Below are 19957 nucleotides of genomic sequence, written 5' to 3'. Positions count from 1 at the left end.
CGCCAGCAGCCGGCCGGCCGTGCGACGTCCCTCGGGCGGCGTTCCGCGCGCCCGCGCCCAGCTCGCTGCGTCAGGGCGGCGGCGGCGTCGGCGCCCCCTCACGCGTGGACTCACCGAGCCCCGTCGTCTCGACGATCTCCATCCGCTCCTTGAGGTTCTCGAGCACGATCTCCGCCTCGCGCTCGTTCGCGCGCCGGAGGAATGGCGCGGCGAGCCGCCCCAGGACCGGGATCGGGATCTCGTAGTCCACGAGGAGCATCACCTCGGTCCCGTGCTCGCGCGCCTCGTAGCGCCAGGTCAGCGTGCTCGGGATCCCGGCGTCGTTCCTCACCACCCGCCGCCAGTCCCGCTCCACGTCCAGGGTCCTGGCGTGCCCGTGGAAATGCAGCCCGGCCATCTTGTACGTCCAGTCGAACGCGTGCGACCCGTCCGCCTTGATCTCCGCGTGCTCCACCGCGACCAGGCTCGGCCAGATCTCGAGCAGGTTCGTCGGATCCGTCATGTACTCGAAGATCCGGGTGACCGGCGCCTCGATGAGCACCGACTTCTCGATCCGCTCCATGGCTCCCTCCCTCCGATGACACACCCCATGAGCACGGCGTGCTCCCGGCGCTCGTCCCCCCGGCGGCGACCCGGTGGGGCGTCGCGCTCGTCGCTCGCCGGAGCGGGTCCGCGCCCGAAGACGCGGCTCGGCCGATCGTTGCGCGGCGAGCAATGGACTGGTGCTCGCGCTCCGTCTTGTGCGGCCTTCGCGACGAACGTAGGTTCGCCTCCGCCTCGACCCGGCGCCCTGCGGGCAACCGGTCGCCCGATCGCGTGCCGCCGAGGTGGAGCGCCACTCCGTTCCTCGACCGGACGAAAGGCTGTCCGTTGTCCACGACCGCATCCGCAACGCCCCACGCCACGCCCCAGGCCGCCAGGACGCCGAGCCGGAAGATCGACTCGCTGTTCCACGAGCGCTGGTCGCCCCGCGCCTTCACGGGCGAGGAGATCCCGGTGGAGACGCTGCTCGGGCTCTTCGAGGCCGCGCGCTGGGCGCCGTCCGCCTTCAACGCGCAGCCGTGGCGGTTCGTGTACGCGCGCCGCGGGACGCCCGCCTTCGAGCGGTTCGTCGCGGCGCTCGTCCCAGGGAACCAGGCCTGGGCGCGCGGGGCCGCGGCGCTCGTCGCGGTCGTGTCGCAGGAGGTCCTCACGCTGCCCGGCCAGAGCGCCCCCGCGCCGTTCCCCAGCCACTCGTTCGACGCCGGCGCGGCCTGGGCCCAGCTCGCGCTGCAAGCGTACCTGTGGGGCTGGAGCACCCACGCGATCGGCGGGTTCGACGCGAAGCTGGCGCGCGAGGCGCTCGCCCTCCCCGACCACCACCACGTCGAGGTCTTCGTCGCGATCGGACGCCAGGGGGATCCCGCCGGGCTGCCGGACTGGGCACGCGCCCGCGAGAAGCCCAGCGATCGCAGGCCGCTCGCGGACCTCGTCCGCGAGGGGAGCTTCGCGGGCTGAGCCGGCTCACGGACTCGCCGGCGGGTTCCGGCGCGCCCACTGCAGGAAGCGGCCGGCGGCGCCGACGAGCTGCGGCGACGGCGTCGCCCACGAGAACGAGCGGGCGATGCGCAGATCCCGGAGCGGCAGGATCCGGAGCGTCCCCGCGCTCACCTCGAGCTGCACGCTCCAGCGCGAGACGAACGCGACGCCGAGCCCGGCCACCGCCGCCATCTTCATCGACTGGTTGGAGCCGAACAGGAGCTCCGACCGGCGCACCTCGCGAGATCCGAGGACGTGCCCCAGCGACTCCTCCACGACGGCGCGCGTGTTCGAGCCGGGCTCGCGGAGCAGGAGCGGGACCGTCGCGAGCTCGGCGGCGCGGGTGATGCCGCACAGGTCGCGGGCCGAGCGGGCGGCGACCGCGACCAGCTCGTCCTCCAGGTAGCGCTCGAGGTGGACGCGCGACGATCGCGTGCGCCCCTCGACCAGGCCGAGCGGCACGCGCCCCTCGGCGACCCACTCGAGGACGCGCGCGGTGTTGCTGACCTGCAGGCGGAACGGGACCCGCCCGTGGATCGCGCGGTAGCCCGCGACGAGCGGCGGGACGACGTAGGCGGCGGTCGTCATGCTCGCGCCGAGCACCACCTCGTCCCCGACCGCGGGCTCCCCCTGGAACGCGCTCTCCACCGCGCCCAGGACGTCGTGCACCTGCTTCGCGGCCTCGAGCAGGCGCAGGCCCCAGTCGGTCGGGGTCACGCCCTTCGACGAGCGCAGGAGCAGCGCGCGCCCGCACTCCTCCTCGAGCGCGCGGACCTGCGCCGTCACCGCGGGCTGCGAGAGGTGGAGGAGCTTGGCGGCGCTCGAGATCTTGCGCGTCTGCACCACCACGCGGAACGTCTCGAGCTTGCGGGGGTCGATCCGGCTCATCGTCCTCCAGGATATCAGAGCACCTTCGACCTCTCCCCATATCCATCAGCGTTGGTTATGAACCATCCATTCTTGCGACGACGTCCCCGGCGGGCGACGGCGCCATGATGCGCGCGTGGCCACTCCGGGACGCGAGCCCGGGCGCGCCACGGAGGTTCACCGACCCATGGCCAGCATCTGCAATCGCGTCGTCCGCAACGTCATCTCCCTCGAGGCCTCCGCCACCTGCGCGGACGCCGCCCGCCTCATGGCTCACCGCGGGATCGGGTCCGTGGGCGTCCGCCGGAACGGCAAGCTCCTCGGCCTCGTGACGGAGCGCGATCTCGTCTCCGCCATGGCGGCCGGGTTGGACCCCGCCGCCACCCCGGTCCTCCAGGCGCTGTCCCCGGAGGCCCCCGTCGTCTCGACGCAGGCCACCGACGTCGAGTGCGCCCACCTCATGCAGGCGCGCCGCACCCGCCACCTGGCCGTCCGCGAGGGCGCCGACATCGTGGGCGTCATCTCCATGCTGGACCTGGTGGACCTCGTGGTCGAGGAGAAGGAGTGGAGCATCGACCAGCTCGAGACGTACATCCGCGGGGGCCGCGCGCGCCAGCTCAGCCAGCCCATCACGACGGTCTTCCACCACGAGCCGGTGGCGAGCTGAGAGGTCGTCGAAGAATTCGACGAGCTCTCAGGCCGACCCGCGTGAGCGGGGCGGCGGGTGGGGTGAAGCGCCCGAATTCACTTCGGGCGCGAGGGGCGGGCGACGGCCCGCCCCTCCTAGCATGCGCCCTGCCGGGCGCGCGCCGGCCCCAGGAGGGACCGGGCGCCTGCCGGCAGCCGATCTCCCCTCCCCTCGCCTGTCTTCGATCGAGGCCCGCCAGCAGCACGGCGGGCCTCGTCGTCTCCTCGTCCGCGTCAGCGCTTGATGGCGGCGAGCCCCGCGCGGACGTCGTCCACGTTCATGGCCGGCGCGAACGAGATGTCCGCCCTGAGCTTGGTGTAGAGCGCCTCCGTGATCGCCGGGAGCCTTCGCGACTCGTCGAGGTCGAAGACCATGAACATCGTGCGCTTGCCGTTCTCCGGGTAGAAGTAGGCCGCCTCCGGCTTCAGATCCGCGAGGACCTTCCCCAGGATCTGGGACATCGTCCCGTCCTGGATCGCGGCGCTCCCCGCCTCCGTGTCGATCGTCGCCTTCATCACCGTGCGCATGCCGTGTCCCTCCCTGTCGCCGTCGCAGCCCTCGCGACCTCGGGGTCCGTAGCGGCCGCGCCCGGCGTCCTCAACGTCGCGCGAGGGGCCCGTCGCGAGCGCTCCGGCGACCGGCGCCGGCGGGCGAAGGCGCGAAGGGCTGGGCGCCCGCGGCGCAGGGTCCTGGGCCGCGGGCACCAGGCCGGTCTCCTGGCGCCACACCTGCCTCGTACCGCGTGACTGCGATCGAAGCTGGGGCGATCCTCCACGGACCGCGGTGGGAGCCCGACGTACACGGTCACGGTGCGTGATCGCGACAAATGGTGCGCTACACTGTCCAGGAGGGGAGGCCTCTTGAACCGACGCGCACTCGTGATGGTCGCCGCCGCCTTCGTCCTGAGCGGCTGCTTCCCGCTTCACCACACCCGCCCCGGTGCAGAGGGGTGGCGCCAGAAGACGCGCACGATCGGCATCCTGTCCGCGGTGCGTGTGGATGAGGTCTCCCGGGGCGGCGTCGAGGAGGAGAACGAGGAGTGGACCGCGAAGGCGGAGCACAACGTGGTGAAGGCGCTCTCAGACGGCCTCCGCACCCGGAAGCTCCGCGCGAAGGCGCTCTCCTGGAAGGACGACGCCGATCTGGACGAGGTGCGGCTCCTCTATGCGGAGGTGGCCAGCGCCATCTGGCGGTTCACCTACCCCCCTTACGCGTTCGACACGAAGCGCGAACGGTTCGACTACTCCGTCGGGCCGGTGGGCCCGATCCTGGACCGGGCCGGAGTCGACGTGCTGCTCGTCGCGGCCGGCGCCGGCCAGACCGGCGCGGACGGCCGGCGGCTGTCGTTCGTCGCCGGGAACTCCACCGCCCTGCTCACCCTCGGCCTGGTGGACCGGAGCGGGAACGTGATCTGGTTCGACGTGTCGTTCGGGTACCAGACGGATCTCCGCTCCGACGCGGACGTCACGGCGACGATCGCGAAGCTCCTCTCCGAGCTGCCCGGGGAGGCCCGATGAGCGCGGCGATCCCCGCCCCGCGGCCCGGGCGAGGCGCGGGCCGCCTCTGCGCCGCGGCGGCGGCGCTCCTGCTCGGGCCTGGCTGCATCATCCCGATCTTCCCCACCGCGCGCGCGGAGCGCGTGCCGCCCATCACCGCCCCGGGCTTCAAGCTCGCCGCCGACGAGCGGCGCCTCTGGCACGAGGCGTCCGAGCTCGACACCCGGGCCAGGAAGAGCGGCGCCGTCCTGGACGACCCCGCGCTGGAGCGGTACCTCGTCGGCATCGCGCGCCGGCTCGCACCGCCCGGCGCCCTCGAGCGCCTCGACGTGCGGGTGCGCGTCATCGAGAGCCCGGCCCTCACCGCCTTCATCACCCCCGACGGCGCGATCTTCATCTCCATGGGGCTGCTCTCGCGCCTCGACAACGAGGCGCAGCTCGCGATGGTGCTCGGCCACGAGCTGACGCACGCCGTGAACCGGCACAGCCTCGTCGAGTACCGGACCTACAAGGGCGGGGTGGACACGACCGCGGGGATGCCCTTCGGCCTCGGGCACCTCGGGACGCAGGCCGCGGTGACGGGCTACTCCCGCGACCTCGAGGCGGAGGCCGACGAGCAGGCGCTCGGGCTCCTCGCCGCGGGGGGCTGGGACGTGCGCGAGGCGCCGTGCCCGTTCGAGCACCTCGCCGCGTGGGTGAAGGACGAGAAGATCGAGGAGCCGTACACGTTCGCGACGCACCCGCGCCTCGAGGAGCGCATCGAGAGCACCCGCAAGCTCGTGAGAACGCGCTACGCGGGGCGCACCTCCGGCGACCGCGGCGCGGAGCGGTACCGGCAGGCTATCCGGGAGGTGATCCTCGCGACCGCCCGCCTGGATCTCTCCGCGGGTCGCTTCGGCCCGGCCGAGCGCGGCGCGGACGCGTACCTCCTCCTGCGGCCGCGCTCCGCCGAGGCCCTCACGGTCCTCGCCGACGCCGCGCGCCAGCAGGGCGATCGCGACGACCGCGCGCTCGAGCTGTACCGCAAGGCGGTCGCCCTCGATCCGGCCTGCCCCGAGGCGGAGCGCGGCCTCGGCCTCGCCCTGTCGCGGCGCAACGACCGCGCCGGCGCGCGCGCCGCCCTGCGGACCTACCTCAAGCTCGCCCCGGCCGCCGTGGACCGCGCCTGGATCGAGGGCGAGCTCGCCGATCTCGATCGGAGGAAGCCGTGAAGACCCGCCCCGCGCCCCGCGCCGCCGCGCGCGTCGCCGCCCTGGCGCTCGCCGCCGCGCTGCTCCCCGGCTGCATGCAGAAGTACTCGCCGTGGGATCCCATCGGCGGCCGGTACGACTCCGGCGAGTGGTTCGGCGCCCGGTTCGCCCTCGACCTCCCGCGGGACTGGATGATGCTGAACCAGGTCGAGAACGGCCTGGTGGCCACGCGCGACGGGTTCAACCTCCAGACGGTCCGCGTGCGGAAGATGAAGTTCGGCGCGGACCTGCCGCACACGAAGAAGAAGGTCTCGAAGGGCATGGACCCGCAGGCGCTCGCGGAGGTGCTGCTCGACGACCTGCGCACCGACCCGTCCGCCAACGCGATCAAGGTCCTCGAGACCCGCCCCGAGACGATCGCGGGGAAGCGGGGGTTCCGCACCACCGTCGGCTTCAGGGACGGGCACGGCCTCCGCTTCAAGGCCGTGCTGTGCGGCGTCATCGCCGAGGGGCGCGCCTGGCAGATCACCTACGTCGCCCCGGCGCGCTACTACTTCGACCGCGACCTGCCGACCTTCGACTCCGCCCTCGGCTCGCTCCGGATCTGGTGAGCGCGGCCCGCGCGCGCCGCAGGTGACGCTCCGGGCGGCGGCCCCGCGATCTCCTGGCGCGCCAGGGGCGCCGCTCCTATGGCGCCACGGGAGACCGCGATGGCGGACACCTTCAAGGATCACTTCTCGGGCGTCGCCGCGGGGTACCAGGCGTTCCGGCCCGGGTACCCGCCGGCGCTGTTCGAGCTCCTCGCCGACCTCGCGCCGGCGCGGGGGCGCGCCGTGGACCTGGGGTGCGGGACCGGCCAGGCGACGGTGGCGCTGGCCCGGCACTTCGACGAGGTGATCGGGATCGATCCGAGCGCGGCGCAGATCGCCCGCGCCGAGCCGCACCCGCGCGTGCGGTACATGGTGGCGCCCGCCGAGGCGACGGGCCTGCCTCGCGCCTGCGCCGACCTCGTGACCGCCGCGCAGTCCCTCCACTGGCTCGACCCGGCCCGCCTGCCCCGGGAGCTCGAACGGCTCGCCCGGCCCGGCGCCGTCTTCGCCGCCTTCACCTACGGCCTCTGCCGCGTCGGCCCGGCGGTGGACGCGGTCGTGGACCGGCTCTACCGCGAGATCCTGGGGCCGTACTGGCCGCCGGAGCGTGCCCACGTGGACGCCGGCTACCGGACCCTGCCCTTCCCGTGGCCGGAGCTCGCCGTGCCGGCGTTGCACATCGAGGAGCGGTGGCCGCTTGAGCGGCTCACGGGCTACCTCGCCACCTGGTCCGCGGTGAGCGCCTACCGGCAGCAGACCGGCGAGGATCCACTCGCGATCGTCTCGCGCGCCCTGGGCGCGGCGTGGGGACCGCCCGAGCGCGCGCGTCGGATCACCTGGCCGCTCACGATCCGGGCCGGGCGCCTCGCTCCCTGACGGCGCCCCCCACTCGCGTCGAGCCGAGGGCGCCGGAGGCTTCAGCGCCGGCGCGCGAGCAGGCTCGCGAGGAACAGCGCCGCCGCGATCGCGATGATCACCGGCCCGGTCGGGCGGTGGATGGAGGCCGCCAGGACCTCCCCGGCGAGGGTGGCGGAGACGGCCACCGCCACCGCGATCGCGAACATCCCGTCGAGGCTCCGCGCGAGGTGCTTGGCCGTCGCGGCCGGGATGATGACGAGCGAGCCCATGAGCAGGACGCCCAGGTAGCGCAGCCCGAGGGCGACGGTCAGCGAGAACGCGAGCAGGTACAGGAGCTCGAGGCGCGCGACCGGGATCCCGGTGGTCCGCGCGATGTCGGACGAGACCAGCGCGATGACCAGCCGGCTCCGCTGGGTGAGCACGAAGACGGCCACCGCGGCGGCGCCCGCGAGCCCGAGCGCGAGCTCCCACGGCTCGAGCGTGCCCGGCGCGCCGAGGAGCGCGTCCACCAGCTCGTCGCCGGTGGCGAGCATGCTCCCCACCGCGAGGGCCAGCGAGAAGACCACGCCGATGAGCGTCTCGGTGGAGATGCGGGTCTGGCGCTCGAGGCCCCAGATCAGCAGCGTCCCGACGAGCAGCGCGGCGAGGCCGCCGAGCGCCGGGTGGAGGTGGAGGACGAGCGCGAGCCCGATGCCCGGCAGCGCGACGTGCGACATCGCGTCGGAGGCGAGCGCCATCCGCCGCATCACGGCGAAGCAGCCGACGAGGCCGGCGGCCACCGCCATCCCGATCGAGAGCGCGAGCCCGGTCCACGACATCGTCATCAGTGGTGATGGTACTTGAGCGGCGCCCCGTAGACCTGCTCGATCCGCTCGGGCGTGAGGATCTCCTCGGGGGGGCCGAGGGTCGGGCGGTCCCGCGAGAGGCACAGCACGTTGTTCGCGTGGCGGTACACGACGCTCAGCTCGTGCGAGATGAGGAGGAGCGTCAGCCCCTCGGCCTGCTGCACCCGGCGGATCATCTCGTAGAGCCGCTCCTCGCCCGGCTCGTCCACCCCGGCCGTGGGCTCGTCGAAGAGGAGGACCGTGGGCCGCCCCATGAGGGCGAACGCGAGCAGCAGGCGCTGGAACTGGCCGCCGGAGAGGGTGCCGACCGGCTGCGCCGCCACGGCGGGCGGCAGGTTCACGAGCTCGAGCGCGCGGTCCGCGTCGTGGCCGGGCGTTCCGGTGACCGAGGTCTTCGCCCGGAGGAAGTCGCGGCCGGTGATCGGGAGATCGCGCTCGATGTCGAGCTTCTGCGGGACGTAGCCGATCCGCGTCCCGGGCGCCCAGCGGACCGAGCCCTGGTACGGCAGTGCGCCGATGAGCGCCCGGAACAGGACGGTCTTCCCCGCGCCGTTCGGCCCGATCACGGCGAGCGCGCTGCCCGTCGGGACGGTGAAGCCGAGGTCCCGGAGGATCACGGTCCCGCCGAGGCGCACCGTGAGCTGCTCCACCTCGAGCGCGTTCGGCACGATCCCCCTCACCTCTCCGGTCGCGAAGGCCCGCCCGCAGGCGCGCGGCCCCGCTCGGCGCGCCGCACCAGGGCCAGCGCCGCGACCGCGCAGAGTACGCCCCAGACGGCGCCGGCGACGATGTCGCTCGGCCAGTGCACGCCGACGTAGACCCGGCTCAGCGCGACCGCCGCCGCGAGCACCAGCACCGCCCCGCCGAGCCGCCGGCTCGCGGCCCAGGCGACGGAGGCCATCGCGAAGAAGTTCGACGCGTGCAGGCTCGGCAGCGAGCCGACGTTCGCCGCCCGCGCGAGCCAGCGGAAGGTGCCGGGCGGGAGCGCGTAGCACGGGCGCATCCGGCCGAAGAGCGGCTTCAGCACCTGGGAGCCCACCATGTCGCTCAGGACGACGGCGATGACGAGCGAGAGGAGCAGGGCGACCCGCCGGCGCCCCGCCACGGCCGCGATGGCGAGCGCCAGGGAGACGAACGTGAGGACCCCGAACCACGGCGCGGAGAGCGTCACCGCGAGCGCGTCGAGGACCCGCCCGCCGCCGGCGTTCACGGCGTGGAAGACGGCGGCGTCGAGGGCGGTGTGGTGATCGACGGTCATGGGCCTCGCCAGGGGAGCGCCGGGGCGCGAGAGTAGGCCCTCCCCGGAGAAGATGCCACGTCGGAGCGGCGCGAGACGATCCTCGACGAGCGCGGGCCCCCCCGGGCGGGAGCCAGGCGCTCGGCCGGGACTAGCTCGCGAGGACGTGCAGCACCGGCGCGATCACGAGGGCCGGCAGCATCGCGCCGAGCCGGATCTTCCGGTCCTCGAGCCCGAGCCCGGCGAGCAGCAGGTTCACGCCGATGCCGGTCACGAGCAGCCCGCCCGCGCCGGTCACCACGAGCAGCCGCGGGTCGGTGGCGGGATCGGGGAGCACGCTCGCGAGCGCCGCCGCCCCCACGCTCACGCCGCCCTGGAGGAGCAGCAGCGGCACCGCCGCGAGGGCGACCCCGACCCCGTAGACCCCCGAGAGCGCCACGGACGCGATGCCGTCGAGGGCCGCCTTGACCACGAGCGTGCGCGGGTCGAGGGCGAGGCCGTTCTGGATCGACCCCACGATCGCCATCGGGCCGATGCAGAACAGGAGGGTCGCGGTCACGAACCCCTCCGTGAACCGCCCTCCCCCGCCGAACCGGCGCCGCGCCGCCTCGCCGAGGGCGGCGAGCCGCTCCTCGATCCCGAGCAGCTCGCCGGCGACGCCGCCCAGGGCGAGGCTCACCAGGGCGACGATCACCCCGGGGAGCGGGCCCGAGCGGACCCCCTCGAGCGAGCGCGCCATCCCGAGCCCCACGACCAGCGTCACCAGCCCGAGCACCTGCATCAGCGTCCGGCTCAGGCGCTCCGGCAGCCGCGCCCCCGCGGCCACCCCGACCGCGGTGCCCGCCGCGATCGCGGCGACGTTGATCCATGTCCCGGAGGTCCGGGTGAAGAGCTCGAGCATCGAAGCGTGCCTCGAAGGTGCGGACCCCGGCCGGCGCGACGCCGGGCGGGGTCCGTGTGACCGCGGGCGCGGGCGAGCACCGCCGGCGCCGGATGTTCCGAATCGCGCCCCGAATGTAACCGATCGGCGCGCCGGCGGCACACGGCCGGGCGGTCGGCCGGACTAGTAGGCGACCAGGGCGTCCGGCACGAGGAGCCCCGAGCTGGCGTCCACCTGCCCCAGGACGAAGCGCCTCGTGCCGTCCTTCGAGAAGAACACGAACCGTCCGTGCACGAGGTACCCGGTCCCGCTGATGCCCAAGTGCGGGAGCGCGACCGTCTCCTGCCGAGCGAGGTAGTCGTCGCTGAACACGCGAAGCTCGGCGTCGGCGGCCGGCTGCGGGGGATAGGCCCAGGGGTCGGCGGCCGGAATCGCGAGGACCCGATGGGCCGCGAGCGAGTGGTCCACCCAGCGCACCCGCGCGGTGCCCTCGAGGGCGCCGGCGTACGTCATGTCCGACCCCGCCGTCGTGCCCTGGACGGTGTTCGAGTGGAAGGTGTTGCCGCACGCGGTGAAGATCCGGAGCCCGTCTTCGGAGATCCACAGGTCGCCGCACATGGCGTAGTCGCCGTGGTACGGCGAGTCGTACAGGTACTTCGCCGTTCCGGACGCGATGTCGTACTTCTCGATGTCCGACGGCGAGACGCCGTTGTCGGCACCGTAGATCGAGGTGCCGCCCGGGTGGAGCTTCGCCTTGGTCCCGGCGTAGATGCTCCAGTCCGCGCTCAGGACCTCCTTGGCGGTGGAGATCTCGAGGCAGTGGATCTCCGCCCACTGATCCACCCGCGGGAACGCGTAGATCCAGCCGTTCCCCGCGAGCACGACGTCGAGGACGTCGGCCGTGGTGGCGATGGTCTTCTCCACGACGAGCGGCGCCGGCGAGAGCCGCACGTACGACACCCAGCCGTTGTGGCCGACCGCGGCATGGAGGCCGTCCGGCGACACGCTCACCGAGGTAGGGGCGAGCGAGAGATCGACCGATTGCTCGGTCATGCCGACCGGATCGGCGAGGTACAGGCGATTGGGCGACGTCCCTACGATGACCACGCGCTCGAGCGCCCGCGAGTACTCCGCGTCTACCACCGCGTGACCGAGCATCCACACCTTCCGGTATGCCGTCACCAGGACGGTATCCGCCGCGCTCGCCAGCGCCCCGTCGCTCACGGTCAGCGCGATCGTATAGGCACCCTCGGCGTCGGGGGTGAATGTCGGCGCGCAGGCCGCCGCGTCGGACGGCGCAGCGGTGCTGCCAGACGGGCGAGAGACGATCGTCCAGGCGCAGGTGAGCGGATCACCGTCGGGGTCCCTCGAGGCGGCCGCGGAGAGCGTCACGGCGGAGCCCTGGTTCGTCTCGAGATCGAGGCCAGCGTCGGCCACCGGCGCGTGGTTCACGACGGTGATCGTCACCTCGTCGGACGCCGAGAGGGCGCCGTCGCTCACCGTGAGCCGGATGACGTACGACCCGAAGACGTCGGGCGTGAAGCTGGTCGCGATGGCGGAGCTCAGGAGGACCGCGGCGCTGGACTGCGGCTTCGACACCAGCGTCCACGCGAAGGTGAGCGGGACCCCCTCCGGATCGAAGCTCCCCGAGGCGTCGAGGACGACCGCGGCGCCCCTCGGCGAGGTGCGATCCAGCCCCGCTTGCGCGACCGGTGGACGGTTTGAGCCGGAGATGGGCGAAACCTTGGCGCCGCTGCTGCACGCGCTGCACGCGCACAGCGCCAGCGCGACCGCGGCACGGCGGATCGATGGCATGTGGTCCCCTCCATTGATTGTCATGCTCGATCCTCCCGGAATCGAGCACGGACGGTGAACACATGCATCGTACCCGAGCGGGCACGCGCGAGAGGGGAGAATCCGCCGCACGGCACATCTCTCCACACCACCCACGCTCGCCAACATCGCCTACGGGCGGCCGAACGCGACGCGCGGCGACATCGAGGCGGCCGCGCTCGCCCACCACCGTCCCGGGTACGCGTCCGGGGGCGCGCGTGCCGCGTCCCGCGCGAGCGCGATGGCGGGCCGTGACGCACAGCGAGGCATGACGACGTCGCGCCGCGGCGCATCGCGGCGTCGGAGCTCATGGATGTGTCGAGGAACGTTCCGCCGGAGCGCGCGAGGGCCACGGCTCCGCGGCGAGCGGAGCGGGCCGCATCGAGGGCACGCCCGGGGAGTGAAAGCAAAGGAGGCGGGGGCGCGCGGCCGAGCCGCGCTGCCCCCACCTCCAGTCCGTCACGGCAAAGCTACTTCATGCTGCCGACGAGGCTCTTCACCGCGGCGACCGACTTGTCGAACATCGCCTGCTCCTCGGCGTTGAGCTTCAGCTGGAGGACCTTCTCGGCGCCGCCGGCGCCGATCACGACCGGCACGCCGACGTAGAAGCCCTTCACGCCGAACTCGCCGTTCAGGTAGACGCAGGACGGCAGGACCCGCTTCTGGTCCTTGAGGTAGGACTCCGCCATCGCCATCGCGCTGGAGGCCGGCGAGTAGAAGGCGCTGCCGGTCTTCAGCAGGGCGACGACCTCGCCGCCCGCGACGCGGGTCCGCTTGACCATCGCGGCCATGACCTCGTTGGCCTTGGCGGCGCTCCCGTACTTCTGCTCGAGGAGCTCCATCACCGGCACGCCGCAGACGCTCGTGTACCGGATCAGCGGCACCATGTCGTCGCCGTGGCCGCCGAGGGTGACGGCCGTGACGTCCTTCACGGAGACGCCGAGCTCCCACGCGATGAACGCGGCGAAGCGGGCCGAGTCGAGCACGCCGGCCTGGCCGACGACGCGGTTGTGCGGGAAGCCGGTCACCTTCTGGCAGAGGGTGACCATCGCGTCGAGCGGGTTCGAGATCACGATGACGAAGGCGTTCGGGGCGTTCTTCTTGATGCCCTCCGCCACCGTCTGCATGATCTTGGAGTTGACCGAGATGAGGTCGTCACGGCTCATCCCCGGCTTGCGGGGGAGGCCGGCGGTGACGATGACGACGTCGGCGCCCTTGATGTCCTCGTAGGAGTTCGTGCCCTTGAGGTTGACGTCGAAGCCGTCGACCGGCGAGGCCTCGGCGATGTCGAGGGTCTTGCCCTGGGGCAGCCCCTCCACGATGTCGAAGAGGACCACGTCGCCCAGCTCGCGCAGCGCGGCGAGCTGCGCGAGGACGCCGCCGATCTGACCGCCGCCGATCAATGCAATCTTGGCTCTAGCCATTGTTTTAGTCTCCTCGAGTTACGGGTCTGGTTCCGCTTCCTACACCTTACGCGAGCGCGTCGACGATCGCGTTGAGCGTCTTGCTGGGGCGCATCGCCGCGGCCGTCTTCACCGGATCGGGCTTGTAGTACCCGCCCATGTCCACCGGCTTGCCCTGTGCCGCGATCAGCTCCGCGTCGATCTTCGCCTCGTTCTCCTTGAGCTGCTTCGCCACGCCGGCGAAGCGGGCCTGGAGCTCCTTGTCCTTCGTCTGCTCCGCCAGCCCCTCGGCCCAGTAGAGGGCCAGGTAGAAGTGGCTCCCGCGGTTGTCGATCTGGCCGACCTTGCGGGCCGGGGACTTGTTGTTGTCCAGGAACTTGCCGATGGCCTTGTCGAGCGCCTCGGCCAGGATCTGGGCCCTCGGGTTCTCGTACACCCGCGCGATGTGCTCGAGCGACGCCCCGAGCGCGGAGAACTCGCCGAGCGAGTCCCAGCGCAGGTACCCCTCCTTCACGAACTGCTGGACGTGCTTCGGGGCCGAGCCGCCCGCGCCCGTCTCGAAGAGCCCGCCGCCGGCCAGGAGGGGCACGATGGAGAGCATCTTCGCGCTGGTGCCGATCTCGAGGATCGGGAACAGGTCCGTGAGGTAGTCACGGAGCGCGTTGCCCGTCACGGAGATGGTGTCCTTGCCCTGGCGGATGCGCTCGAGCGAGTACCGCATCGCCTCCACCGGCGACATGATCTTGATCTCGAGCCCCTTGGTGTCGAACGTGGGGAGGTACGTCTCCACCTTGGCGATGACCTGCGCGTCGTGGGCCCGGTTCCGGTCGAGCCAGAACACGGCGGGCGCACCGGTGGCCCGGGCGCGATTCACGGCGAGCTTCACCCAGTCGCGGATCGGGATGTCCTTCGCCTGGCACATCCGGAAGATGTCGCCCTCCTCGACCTTCTGCTCGAGGAGCGTCTTGCCGGTGTTGGCGTCCACCACCCGGATCGCGCCGGCGCCGCTGGCGATGAAGGTCTTGTCGTGCGAGCCGTACTCCTCGGCCTGCTGCGCCATCAGGCCGACGTTCGGGACGTTGCCCATCGTGGCCGGGTCGAGGGCGCCGTGCTTCTTGCAGTCCTCGATGATCTCCTCGTAGATGGTCGCGTAGCAGCGATCGGGGATCGTCGCCTTGGCGTCGTGCAGCTTCCCGTCCGGGCCCCACATCTTGCCGGACTCGCGGACCACGACCGGCATCGACGCGTCGATGATGATGTCGTTCGGCGCGTTCAGGTTCGTGATGCCCTTGTCGGAGTCCACCATCGCGAGCGGCGGGCGCTTCGCGTAGGTCGCCTTGATGTCGGCCTCGATCTCGGCGCGCTGGTCGGCGGGGAGCGACTGGATCTTCTTGTAGAGGTCGCCGAGGCCGAGGTTCGGGTTGACGCCGGCCTGCTTGAGGGCGGCGCCGTGCTTCTCGAACACGTCCTTGAAGTAGACGGTCACCGCGTGGCCGAACATGACGGGGTCGGAGACCTTCATCATGGTGGCCTTGAGGTGCAGCGAGAAGAGCACGCCGCGCTTCTGCGCGTCCTGGATCTGCTCCTCGTAGAACTTCCGCAGCGCGCGGACGTTCATGATGGTCGAGTCGATGATCTCGCCATCGAGCAGCGGCGCGTTCTTCTTGAGGACCGTCGCCTTGCCGTCGGCGCCCACGAACTCGATCCGGTATTCCGTCGCCTTCGGGATCGTGGTGGACGTCTCATGCGCGTAGAAGTCGTCCGCGTTCATGTGGGCGACGTGGGCCTTCGACTCGGGGCTCCAGGCGCCGAGCTTGTGCGGGTGCTTCTTCGAGAACGCCTTCACCGAGAGCGGCGAGCGGCGGTCGGAGTTGCCCTGGCGCAGCACCGGGTTCACGGCGCTGCCGAGGCACTTCGCGTAGCGCGCCTGGATCGCCTTCTCGGCGTCGTTCTTCGGGCTCTCCGGGTAGTCGGGGACGTTGTAGCCCTTCGCCTGCAGCTCCTTGATCGCGTCCTTGAGCTGCGGGAGCGAGGCGCTGACGTTCGGGAGCTTGATGATGTTCGCCTCGGGCTTCAGCGTGAGCTCGCCGAGCTGCGCGAGGTAGTCCGGGATCCGCTGGCGCTCGGTCAGGTTCTCCGGGAAGTTGGCGATGATCCGCCCGCTGAGGGAGATGTCCCAAGTCTCGACGGCGACCCCGGTGCCCTTCGTGAAGGCCTGGACGATGGGGAGCAGCGAGTACGTCGCCAGCGCGGGAGCTTCGTCGATCTCGGTCCAGATGATCTTGGAGGTCTTCGTCGTCATGTCCCTCTTCCTTGGTTTCCCTGCGTTCGTCACCAGCGCGTGGTGAGGTTCACTGTTCGTACCCGGTGCCGCTCGCCTCGATCCGGCAGCGCCACCGCTGATGAGCTGCGGCGCCGGATCAGCCCTGGGCTGTCCTCGTCTGCGGCGGTCGGTCTGGGCAAGAAACCCGCGGAATTTACCCGATCCCGCGGGCCTTTGTCTTTGAGGACCGTCACAAAGTATCGGACCGGCAATGTCGACGAAGGAGGTCGACTGGACCGCTCCGGGCGCGCGCCGCCGCCTGCGCGCGCGACGGCGTGCACGAATGACAACAGCACAGGCGGCTGGTTCGTTCCGCCACGCCCCACCAAAGGCCCAGCGCGGGCGCGCAGCTCCTGGGCGGGCGATCGAGGACCGCTCCGGTCGAGCTTCGACCGCGGGGCTCGAGCCGAGGTGCCCGCGGGCGCTTCGCGCGAGTCGAGGAGCGAGGGACGGGGGGCTCGTGACGCCTGCGAGGCGCGGCCGTCACCCTCCCCGGCGCTCCATCGCGGTGCGGCCCACCCAGTCGCAGGCGAACTGGTACGCGATGCGGCCGCTCCGGTCGCCCTTCCGCTGCGACCAGAGGATCGCCGCCGTCTCGGCGTCGCGGGTCCAGGGGAGCGGCGCGCCGACCTTCCCGGCGAGCTTCTCGACCCACCGGCGGACCACGTCCACGTAGAGGTCCTGGCTGAAGGGATGGAAGGACACCCAGAGCCCGAACCGGCCCGACAGCGAGATCTTCTCCTCCACCGCCTCGCCGTGGTGGATCTCCCCCTCCACCATCATCGCGCCGCGGTTGTCGCTCTCGTACTCGGGCACGAGGTGCCGCCGGTTCGAGGTGACGTAGAGGAGCACGTTGTCCGGCAGGCCGTAGACCGAGCCGTCGAGCGCGCTCTTCAGCACCTTGTAGCTCGCGTCGCCGGGCTCGAACGAGAGGTCGTCGGAGAAGACGACGAACCGGTACGGCTGCGCCTTCACCTGGTCCACGATGGTGGGGAGGCTCACCAGGTCGTCCTTGTCCACCTGGATGATCCGGAGCCCCTCGTGCGCGTGGGCGTGGAGCAGGGCCCGGACCAGGGAGGACTTCCCGGTGCCGCGCGTCCCCCACAGGAGGACGTTGTTCGCGGGCAGGCCGGCGAGGAACTGGCGGGTGTTCTCCTCGACGACGCGCTTCTGGGGCTCGATCCCGAGGAGATCGTCGAGGTGGATCCCCTCGATGCTCGGGACCGGCTCCATCGCGCCGGCGAAGGTGCTGCGGTGCCAGTTGGCGGCGTGGCAGGACGCCCAGTCGATCGGCCGCGGCGGGGCCGGCAGCAGCGGCTCCAGCGCCGCGAGGACCCGCTTCAGCTGCAGCGTCAGCTCGGGATCGAGGCTCACCGTTCCTCCTGGGCCTTTGGATGACGCCGCGCGCGACGGGTGCGGCGCGCCGCGGGCGACCGTCGCCATTCAACGAAACGGGGCAGGGACGCTGCGGCCCCTGCCCCGTTCACGGATCGACCTGTTGCGGCGCGGGCTACTTGCCCGACTGGGCGAGGGCGCCGACCTTGTCCTGGGCGAGCGCCTTCACGAACTCGCGGTTCATGCGGGCGATGAACTTCACGTCGATGCCCTTCGGGCAGGCCGCCTGGCACTCGTAGTGGTTCGTGCAGTTGCCGAACCCGTTCTCGGCCATCGCGTTGATCATCGCGGCCACGCGCTCGGGGGCCTCGACCTGGCCCTGCGGGAGCTCGGCGTACTGCGAGATCTTGGCCCCGGCGAAGAGCATCGCCGCGCCGTTCGGGCACGCGGCCACGCAGGCGCCGCAGCCGATGCACTCCGCCGCGTCCATGGCGTAGTCGGCGGTGCGCTTCCCGATGGGGGTCGCGTTGCCGTCGGGGACGCCGCCGGTGTGGGCCGAGATGTAGCCGGCCGCCTGGATCAGCTTGTCCAGGGCGCCGCGGTCCACCATGAGGTCCTTGACGATCGGGAAGGCCCGGGACCGCCACGGCTCGATGTAGATGGCGTCACCGTCCTTGAACTTCCGCATGTGGAGCTGGCAGAGCGTGGTCCGCTTGAACCCGCCGTGCGGGACCCCGTTCACGACCGCCGAGCACATGCCGCAGATGCCCTCGCGGCAGTCGTGATCGAAGACGATCGGCTCCTTGCCTTCCTTGATGAGGTCCTCGTTCACCACGTCCATCATCTCCAGGAAGGAGTGATGCGGCGTGATGTTCCTGGCCTCGTAGGTCTCGAACTTGCCCGGCTCGTTCGGACCCTTCTGCCGCCAGACGATCAGCTTGAGGTTCATCGTCCCGTCGGAAGCGTGCGCGCTCATTACTTGTAGCTCCTCACCGCGAGGTGGACGTTCTCGAACTTGAGCGGTTCCTTGTGGAGCTCGGGCTCCTTCCCCACTCCCTTGAACTCCCAGGCAGCCGAGTAGCAGTAGTTCTCGTCGTCGCGCTTCGCCTCACCGTCCGGATACTGGTGCTCCACGCGGAAGTGGCCGCCGCACGACTCGTTGCGGTGGAGCGCGTCGCGCGTGAGCAGCTCGGCGAACTCGAGGAAGTCGGCGGTGCGGCCCGCGTTCTCGAGCTGCTGGTTCGTGTCGGCGCCGGTGCCGGGCACCTTCACGTTCTGCCAGAACTCCTCGCGGATGGACGGGATCTTCTTCAGCGCGTCCGTGAGCGTCTTCTCGCTCCGGGCCATGCCGACGTCCTCCCACATGGTCGCGCCGAGCTCGCGGATGAACTCGGTGACCGTCCGCTTGCCGTTGATGGCGAGGAGCTTCTCGCGCTCCGCCTTCACGTCGGCGATCGACTTCACGCACTCCGGGTTGTCCGTCTTGACCTTGCCCGGCTTGGTCTTCGCGAGGTAGCCGCCGATCGTGTACGGGATGACGAAGTAGCCGTCCGCGAGCCCCTGCATGAGCGCGCTCGCGCCCAGGCGGTTCGCGCCGTGGACGGAGAAGTTGGCCTCGCCGAGGACGAAGAGGCCGGGGACGTTGCTCATCAGGTTGTAGTCCACCCAGAGGCCGCCCATCGAGTAGTGCGGGGCCGGGTAGATGCGCATCGGCTGCTTGTACGCGTTCTCGTCGGTGATCCGCTCGTACATCTCGAACAGGTTGCCGTACCGCTCGCGGATCTTGTCCTCGCCGAGCCGCTTGATGGACGTCGAGAAGTCGAGGTAGACGCCGCGGCCGCCCGGACCGACGCCGCGCCCGTCGTCGCACTGCTCCTTGGCGGCGCGGGAGGCGATGTCGCGAGGCGCGAGGTTGCCGAAGGAGGGGTACTTCCGCTCGAGGTAGTAGTCGCGATCCTCCTCGGGGATCTGGTTCGCCGGCTTGTTGAGGTCTTCCTTCTTCTTCGGGACCCAGATCCGGCCGTCGTTGCGGAGCGACTCGGACATCAGGGTCAGCTTGGACTGGTAGTCGCCCGCCTGCGGGATGCAGGTCGGGTGGATCTGCGTGTAGCAGGGGTTCGCGAAGAACGCGCCCTTCTTGTGCGCCTTCCACGCGGCCGTGACGCTGCAGCCCATCGCGTTCGTCGAGAGGTAGAAGACGTTCGCGTAGCCGCCGCTCGCCAGGACCACCGCGTCGCCGACGTGGACGCGGATCTCGCCGGTCTTGAGGTCGCGGATCGTGATGCCCTTCGCCTCGCCGTCCACGACGACCAGGTCGAGCATCTCGGTGCGCGGGAACATCTTCACCGTCCCGGCCTTGATCTGGCGCGAGAGGGCGCTGTACGCGCCGAGCAGGAGCTGCTGGCCCGTCTGGCCGCGCGCGTAGAACGTGCGGGAGACCTGGGCGCCGCCGAAGGAGCGGTTGTCGAGGTAGCCGGCGTAGTCGCGGGCGAACGGGACGCCCTGCGCGACGCACTGGTCGATGATGTTGTTCGAGACCTGGGCGAGCCGCCAGACGTCCGCCTCGCGCGCCCGGAAGTCACCGCCCTTCACGGTGTCGTAGAACAGGCGGTAGATGCTGTCGCCGTCGTTCGGGTAGCTCTTCGCGGCGTTGATGCCGCCCTGGGCCGCGATGCTGTGCGCGCGCCGAGGGCTGTCCTGGTAGCAGAACGCCTCGACGTTGTAGCCGAGCTCGCCGAGGGTCGCCGCCGCGGACGCGCCCGCGAGGCCGGTGCCCACCACGAGGATCTTGAACTTCCGCTTGTTCGCGGGGTTCACCAGCTTCAGCTCGAAGCGGTAATTGTCCCACGAGTCCTGGATCTTGCCCGTCGGTGCCTTGCCGTCGAGGATCACGG

At 71.4% G+C, this 19957-nt stretch carries 19 protein-coding genes; 6 read left to right on the top strand and 13 right to left on the bottom strand.

All coding sequences use genetic code 11. From position 1 onward, the window contains the following. Positions 1 to 70: 70 nt before the first annotated feature. Complete coding sequence (locus MNZ27_RS05985; protein ID WP_242393131.1) at positions 71 to 562, bottom strand: SRPBCC family protein; 492 nt, start codon at positions 560 to 562, stop codon at positions 71 to 73. A gap of 308 nt (positions 563 to 870) precedes the next feature. Here MNZ27_RS05985 and MNZ27_RS05980 point away from each other — a divergent pair, with 308 nt between their 5' ends. Continuing rightward, positions 871 to 1497 (top strand): nitroreductase family protein, encoded by a 627-nt coding sequence (locus MNZ27_RS05980; protein WP_242393130.1) that lies wholly within the window; start codon positions 871 to 873, stop codon positions 1495 to 1497. A 6-nt stretch (positions 1498 to 1503) separates the two neighbouring features. Here MNZ27_RS05980 and MNZ27_RS05975 read toward each other — a convergent pair whose 3' ends face one another. After that, complete coding sequence (locus tag MNZ27_RS05975) at positions 1504 to 2406, bottom strand: LysR family transcriptional regulator (protein WP_242393129.1); 903 nt, start codon at positions 2404 to 2406, stop codon at positions 1504 to 1506. 166 nt (positions 2407 to 2572) lie between these two features. Here MNZ27_RS05975 and MNZ27_RS05970 point away from each other — a divergent pair, with 166 nt between their 5' ends. Beyond that, the gene (locus MNZ27_RS05970; protein ID WP_242393128.1) at positions 2573 to 3052 is read left to right on the top strand and encodes a CBS domain-containing protein; all 480 of its coding nucleotides are present in this window, start codon (positions 2573 to 2575) and stop codon (positions 3050 to 3052) included. A gap of 254 nt (positions 3053 to 3306) precedes the next feature. Here MNZ27_RS05970 and MNZ27_RS05965 read toward each other — a convergent pair whose 3' ends face one another. Continuing rightward, entirely contained in the window at positions 3307 to 3600 is a 294-nt protein-coding gene (locus MNZ27_RS05965; protein WP_242393127.1) for a hypothetical protein, read from the bottom strand. A 333-nt stretch (positions 3601 to 3933) separates the two neighbouring features. Between MNZ27_RS05965 and MNZ27_RS05960 the strand changes: the two genes are divergently transcribed. The 4 genes from MNZ27_RS05960 (at position 3934) to MNZ27_RS05945 (ending at position 7225) form a co-directional block, all read left to right on the top strand. After that, positions 3934 to 4590 carry a hypothetical protein gene (locus MNZ27_RS05960; RefSeq protein ID WP_242393126.1) on the top strand — a complete coding sequence of 219 codons (657 nt, stop codon included), beginning with the start codon at positions 3934 to 3936 and terminating at the stop codon, positions 4588 to 4590. Continuing rightward, positions 4587 to 5780, top strand: a complete 1194-nt coding sequence (locus MNZ27_RS05955) for a M48 family metallopeptidase (protein WP_242393125.1) — start codon at positions 4587 to 4589, stop codon at positions 5778 to 5780. Before MNZ27_RS05960 ends, MNZ27_RS05955 begins: the two co-directional genes overlap by 4 nt. Then, positions 5777 to 6370 carry a hypothetical protein gene (locus MNZ27_RS05950; RefSeq protein ID WP_242393124.1) on the top strand — a complete coding sequence of 198 codons (594 nt, stop codon included), beginning with the start codon at positions 5777 to 5779 and terminating at the stop codon, positions 6368 to 6370. The genes MNZ27_RS05955 and MNZ27_RS05950 overlap by 4 nt, the downstream gene beginning before the upstream one ends. Positions 6371 to 6469: 99 nt before the next feature. Further along, positions 6470 to 7225 carry a class I SAM-dependent methyltransferase gene (locus MNZ27_RS05945; protein WP_242393123.1) on the top strand — a complete coding sequence of 252 codons (756 nt, stop codon included), beginning with the start codon at positions 6470 to 6472 and terminating at the stop codon, positions 7223 to 7225. A 41-nt stretch (positions 7226 to 7266) separates the two neighbouring features. On the opposite strand, the gene MNZ27_RS05940 is transcribed toward MNZ27_RS05945, so the two are convergent. From MNZ27_RS05940 to MNZ27_RS05895, 10 genes are all read right to left on the bottom strand, one after another. Next, positions 7267 to 8031, bottom strand: coding sequence for a metal ABC transporter permease (locus tag MNZ27_RS05940; protein WP_242393122.1), 765 nt, complete (start codon positions 8029 to 8031; stop codon positions 7267 to 7269). Beyond that, complete coding sequence (locus MNZ27_RS05935) at positions 8031 to 8720, bottom strand: metal ABC transporter ATP-binding protein (protein ID WP_242393121.1); 690 nt, start codon at positions 8718 to 8720, stop codon at positions 8031 to 8033. The genes MNZ27_RS05940 and MNZ27_RS05935 overlap by 1 nt, the downstream gene beginning before the upstream one ends. An 8-nt stretch (positions 8721 to 8728) precedes the next feature. Continuing rightward, entirely contained in the window at positions 8729 to 9310 is a 582-nt protein-coding gene (locus MNZ27_RS05930; RefSeq protein WP_242393120.1) for a phosphatase PAP2 family protein, read from the bottom strand. Positions 9311 to 9440: 130 nt separating this feature from the next. Beyond that, positions 9441 to 10190, bottom strand: a complete 750-nt coding sequence (locus MNZ27_RS05925) for a DUF554 domain-containing protein (RefSeq protein ID WP_242393119.1) — start codon at positions 10188 to 10190, stop codon at positions 9441 to 9443. 162 nt (positions 10191 to 10352) lie between these two features. Beyond that, on the bottom strand, positions 10353 to 11984 hold the full coding sequence (locus MNZ27_RS05920; RefSeq protein ID WP_242393118.1) for a PKD domain-containing protein: 1632 nt from the start codon (positions 11982 to 11984) through the stop codon (positions 10353 to 10355). Between the two features lie 488 nt (positions 11985 to 12472). Continuing rightward, on the bottom strand, positions 12473 to 13426 hold the full coding sequence (mdh, locus tag MNZ27_RS05915; protein WP_242393117.1) for a malate dehydrogenase: 954 nt from the start codon (positions 13424 to 13426) through the stop codon (positions 12473 to 12475). 46 nt (positions 13427 to 13472) lie between these two features. Continuing rightward, entirely contained in the window at positions 13473 to 15707 is a 2235-nt protein-coding gene (locus tag MNZ27_RS05910; protein WP_242393116.1) for an NADP-dependent isocitrate dehydrogenase, read from the bottom strand. A 504-nt stretch (positions 15708 to 16211) separates the two neighbouring features. Beyond that, entirely contained in the window at positions 16212 to 17102 is an 891-nt protein-coding gene (locus MNZ27_RS05905; protein WP_242393115.1) for an ATP-binding protein, read from the bottom strand. Between the two features lie 136 nt (positions 17103 to 17238). Then, a complete protein-coding gene (locus MNZ27_RS05900; protein ID WP_242393114.1) occupies positions 17239 to 18039 on the bottom strand; it encodes a succinate dehydrogenase/fumarate reductase iron-sulfur subunit in 801 nt (266 codons plus the stop codon). Next, a complete protein-coding gene (locus MNZ27_RS05895) occupies positions 18039 to 19955 on the bottom strand; it encodes a fumarate reductase/succinate dehydrogenase flavoprotein subunit (RefSeq protein WP_242393113.1) in 1917 nt (638 codons plus the stop codon). Before MNZ27_RS05895 ends, MNZ27_RS05900 begins: the two co-directional genes overlap by 1 nt. Between the last annotated feature and the right edge of the window lie 2 nt (positions 19956 to 19957).

Origin of the sequence: Anaeromyxobacter oryzisoli (assembly GCF_022690765.1) — a bacterium.
GTDB classification, from domain to species: Bacteria; Myxococcota; Myxococcia; order Myxococcales; family Anaeromyxobacteraceae; genus Anaeromyxobacter; species Anaeromyxobacter oryzisoli.
Note: the sequence above shows the minus strand (reverse complement) of the source record. Positions and strands in the feature narration are given on the sequence as shown.

Coding starts and splice junctions, on each gene's coding strand:
- MNZ27_RS05955 (WP_242393125.1), top strand. CDS start 4,587: ATGAGCGCGGCGATCCCCGCCCCGCGGCCCGGGCGAGGCGCGGGCCGC.
- MNZ27_RS05910 (WP_242393116.1), bottom strand. CDS start 15,707: ATGACGACGAAGACCTCCAAGATCATCTGGACCGAGATCGACGAAGCT.
- mdh (WP_242393117.1), bottom strand. CDS start 13,426: ATGGCTAGAGCCAAGATTGCATTGATCGGCGGCGGTCAGATCGGCGGC.
- MNZ27_RS05975 (WP_242393129.1), bottom strand. CDS start 2,406: ATGAGCCGGATCGACCCCCGCAAGCTCGAGACGTTCCGCGTGGTGGTG.
- MNZ27_RS05965 (WP_242393127.1), bottom strand. CDS start 3,600: ATGCGCACGGTGATGAAGGCGACGATCGACACGGAGGCGGGGAGCGCC.
- MNZ27_RS05930 (WP_242393120.1), bottom strand. CDS start 9,310: ATGACCGTCGATCACCACACCGCCCTCGACGCCGCCGTCTTCCACGCC.
- MNZ27_RS05945 (WP_242393123.1), top strand. CDS start 6,470: ATGGCGGACACCTTCAAGGATCACTTCTCGGGCGTCGCCGCGGGGTAC.
- MNZ27_RS05920 (WP_242393118.1), bottom strand. CDS start 11,984: ATGCCATCGATCCGCCGTGCCGCGGTCGCGCTGGCGCTGTGCGCGTGC.
- MNZ27_RS05940 (WP_242393122.1), bottom strand. CDS start 8,031: ATGACGATGTCGTGGACCGGGCTCGCGCTCTCGATCGGGATGGCGGTG.
- MNZ27_RS05985 (WP_242393131.1), bottom strand. CDS start 562: ATGGAGCGGATCGAGAAGTCGGTGCTCATCGAGGCGCCGGTCACCCGG.
- MNZ27_RS05970 (WP_242393128.1), top strand. CDS start 2,573: ATGGCCAGCATCTGCAATCGCGTCGTCCGCAACGTCATCTCCCTCGAG.
- MNZ27_RS05925 (WP_242393119.1), bottom strand. CDS start 10,190: ATGCTCGAGCTCTTCACCCGGACCTCCGGGACATGGATCAACGTCGCC.
- MNZ27_RS05900 (WP_242393114.1), bottom strand. CDS start 18,039: ATGAGCGCGCACGCTTCCGACGGGACGATGAACCTCAAGCTGATCGTC.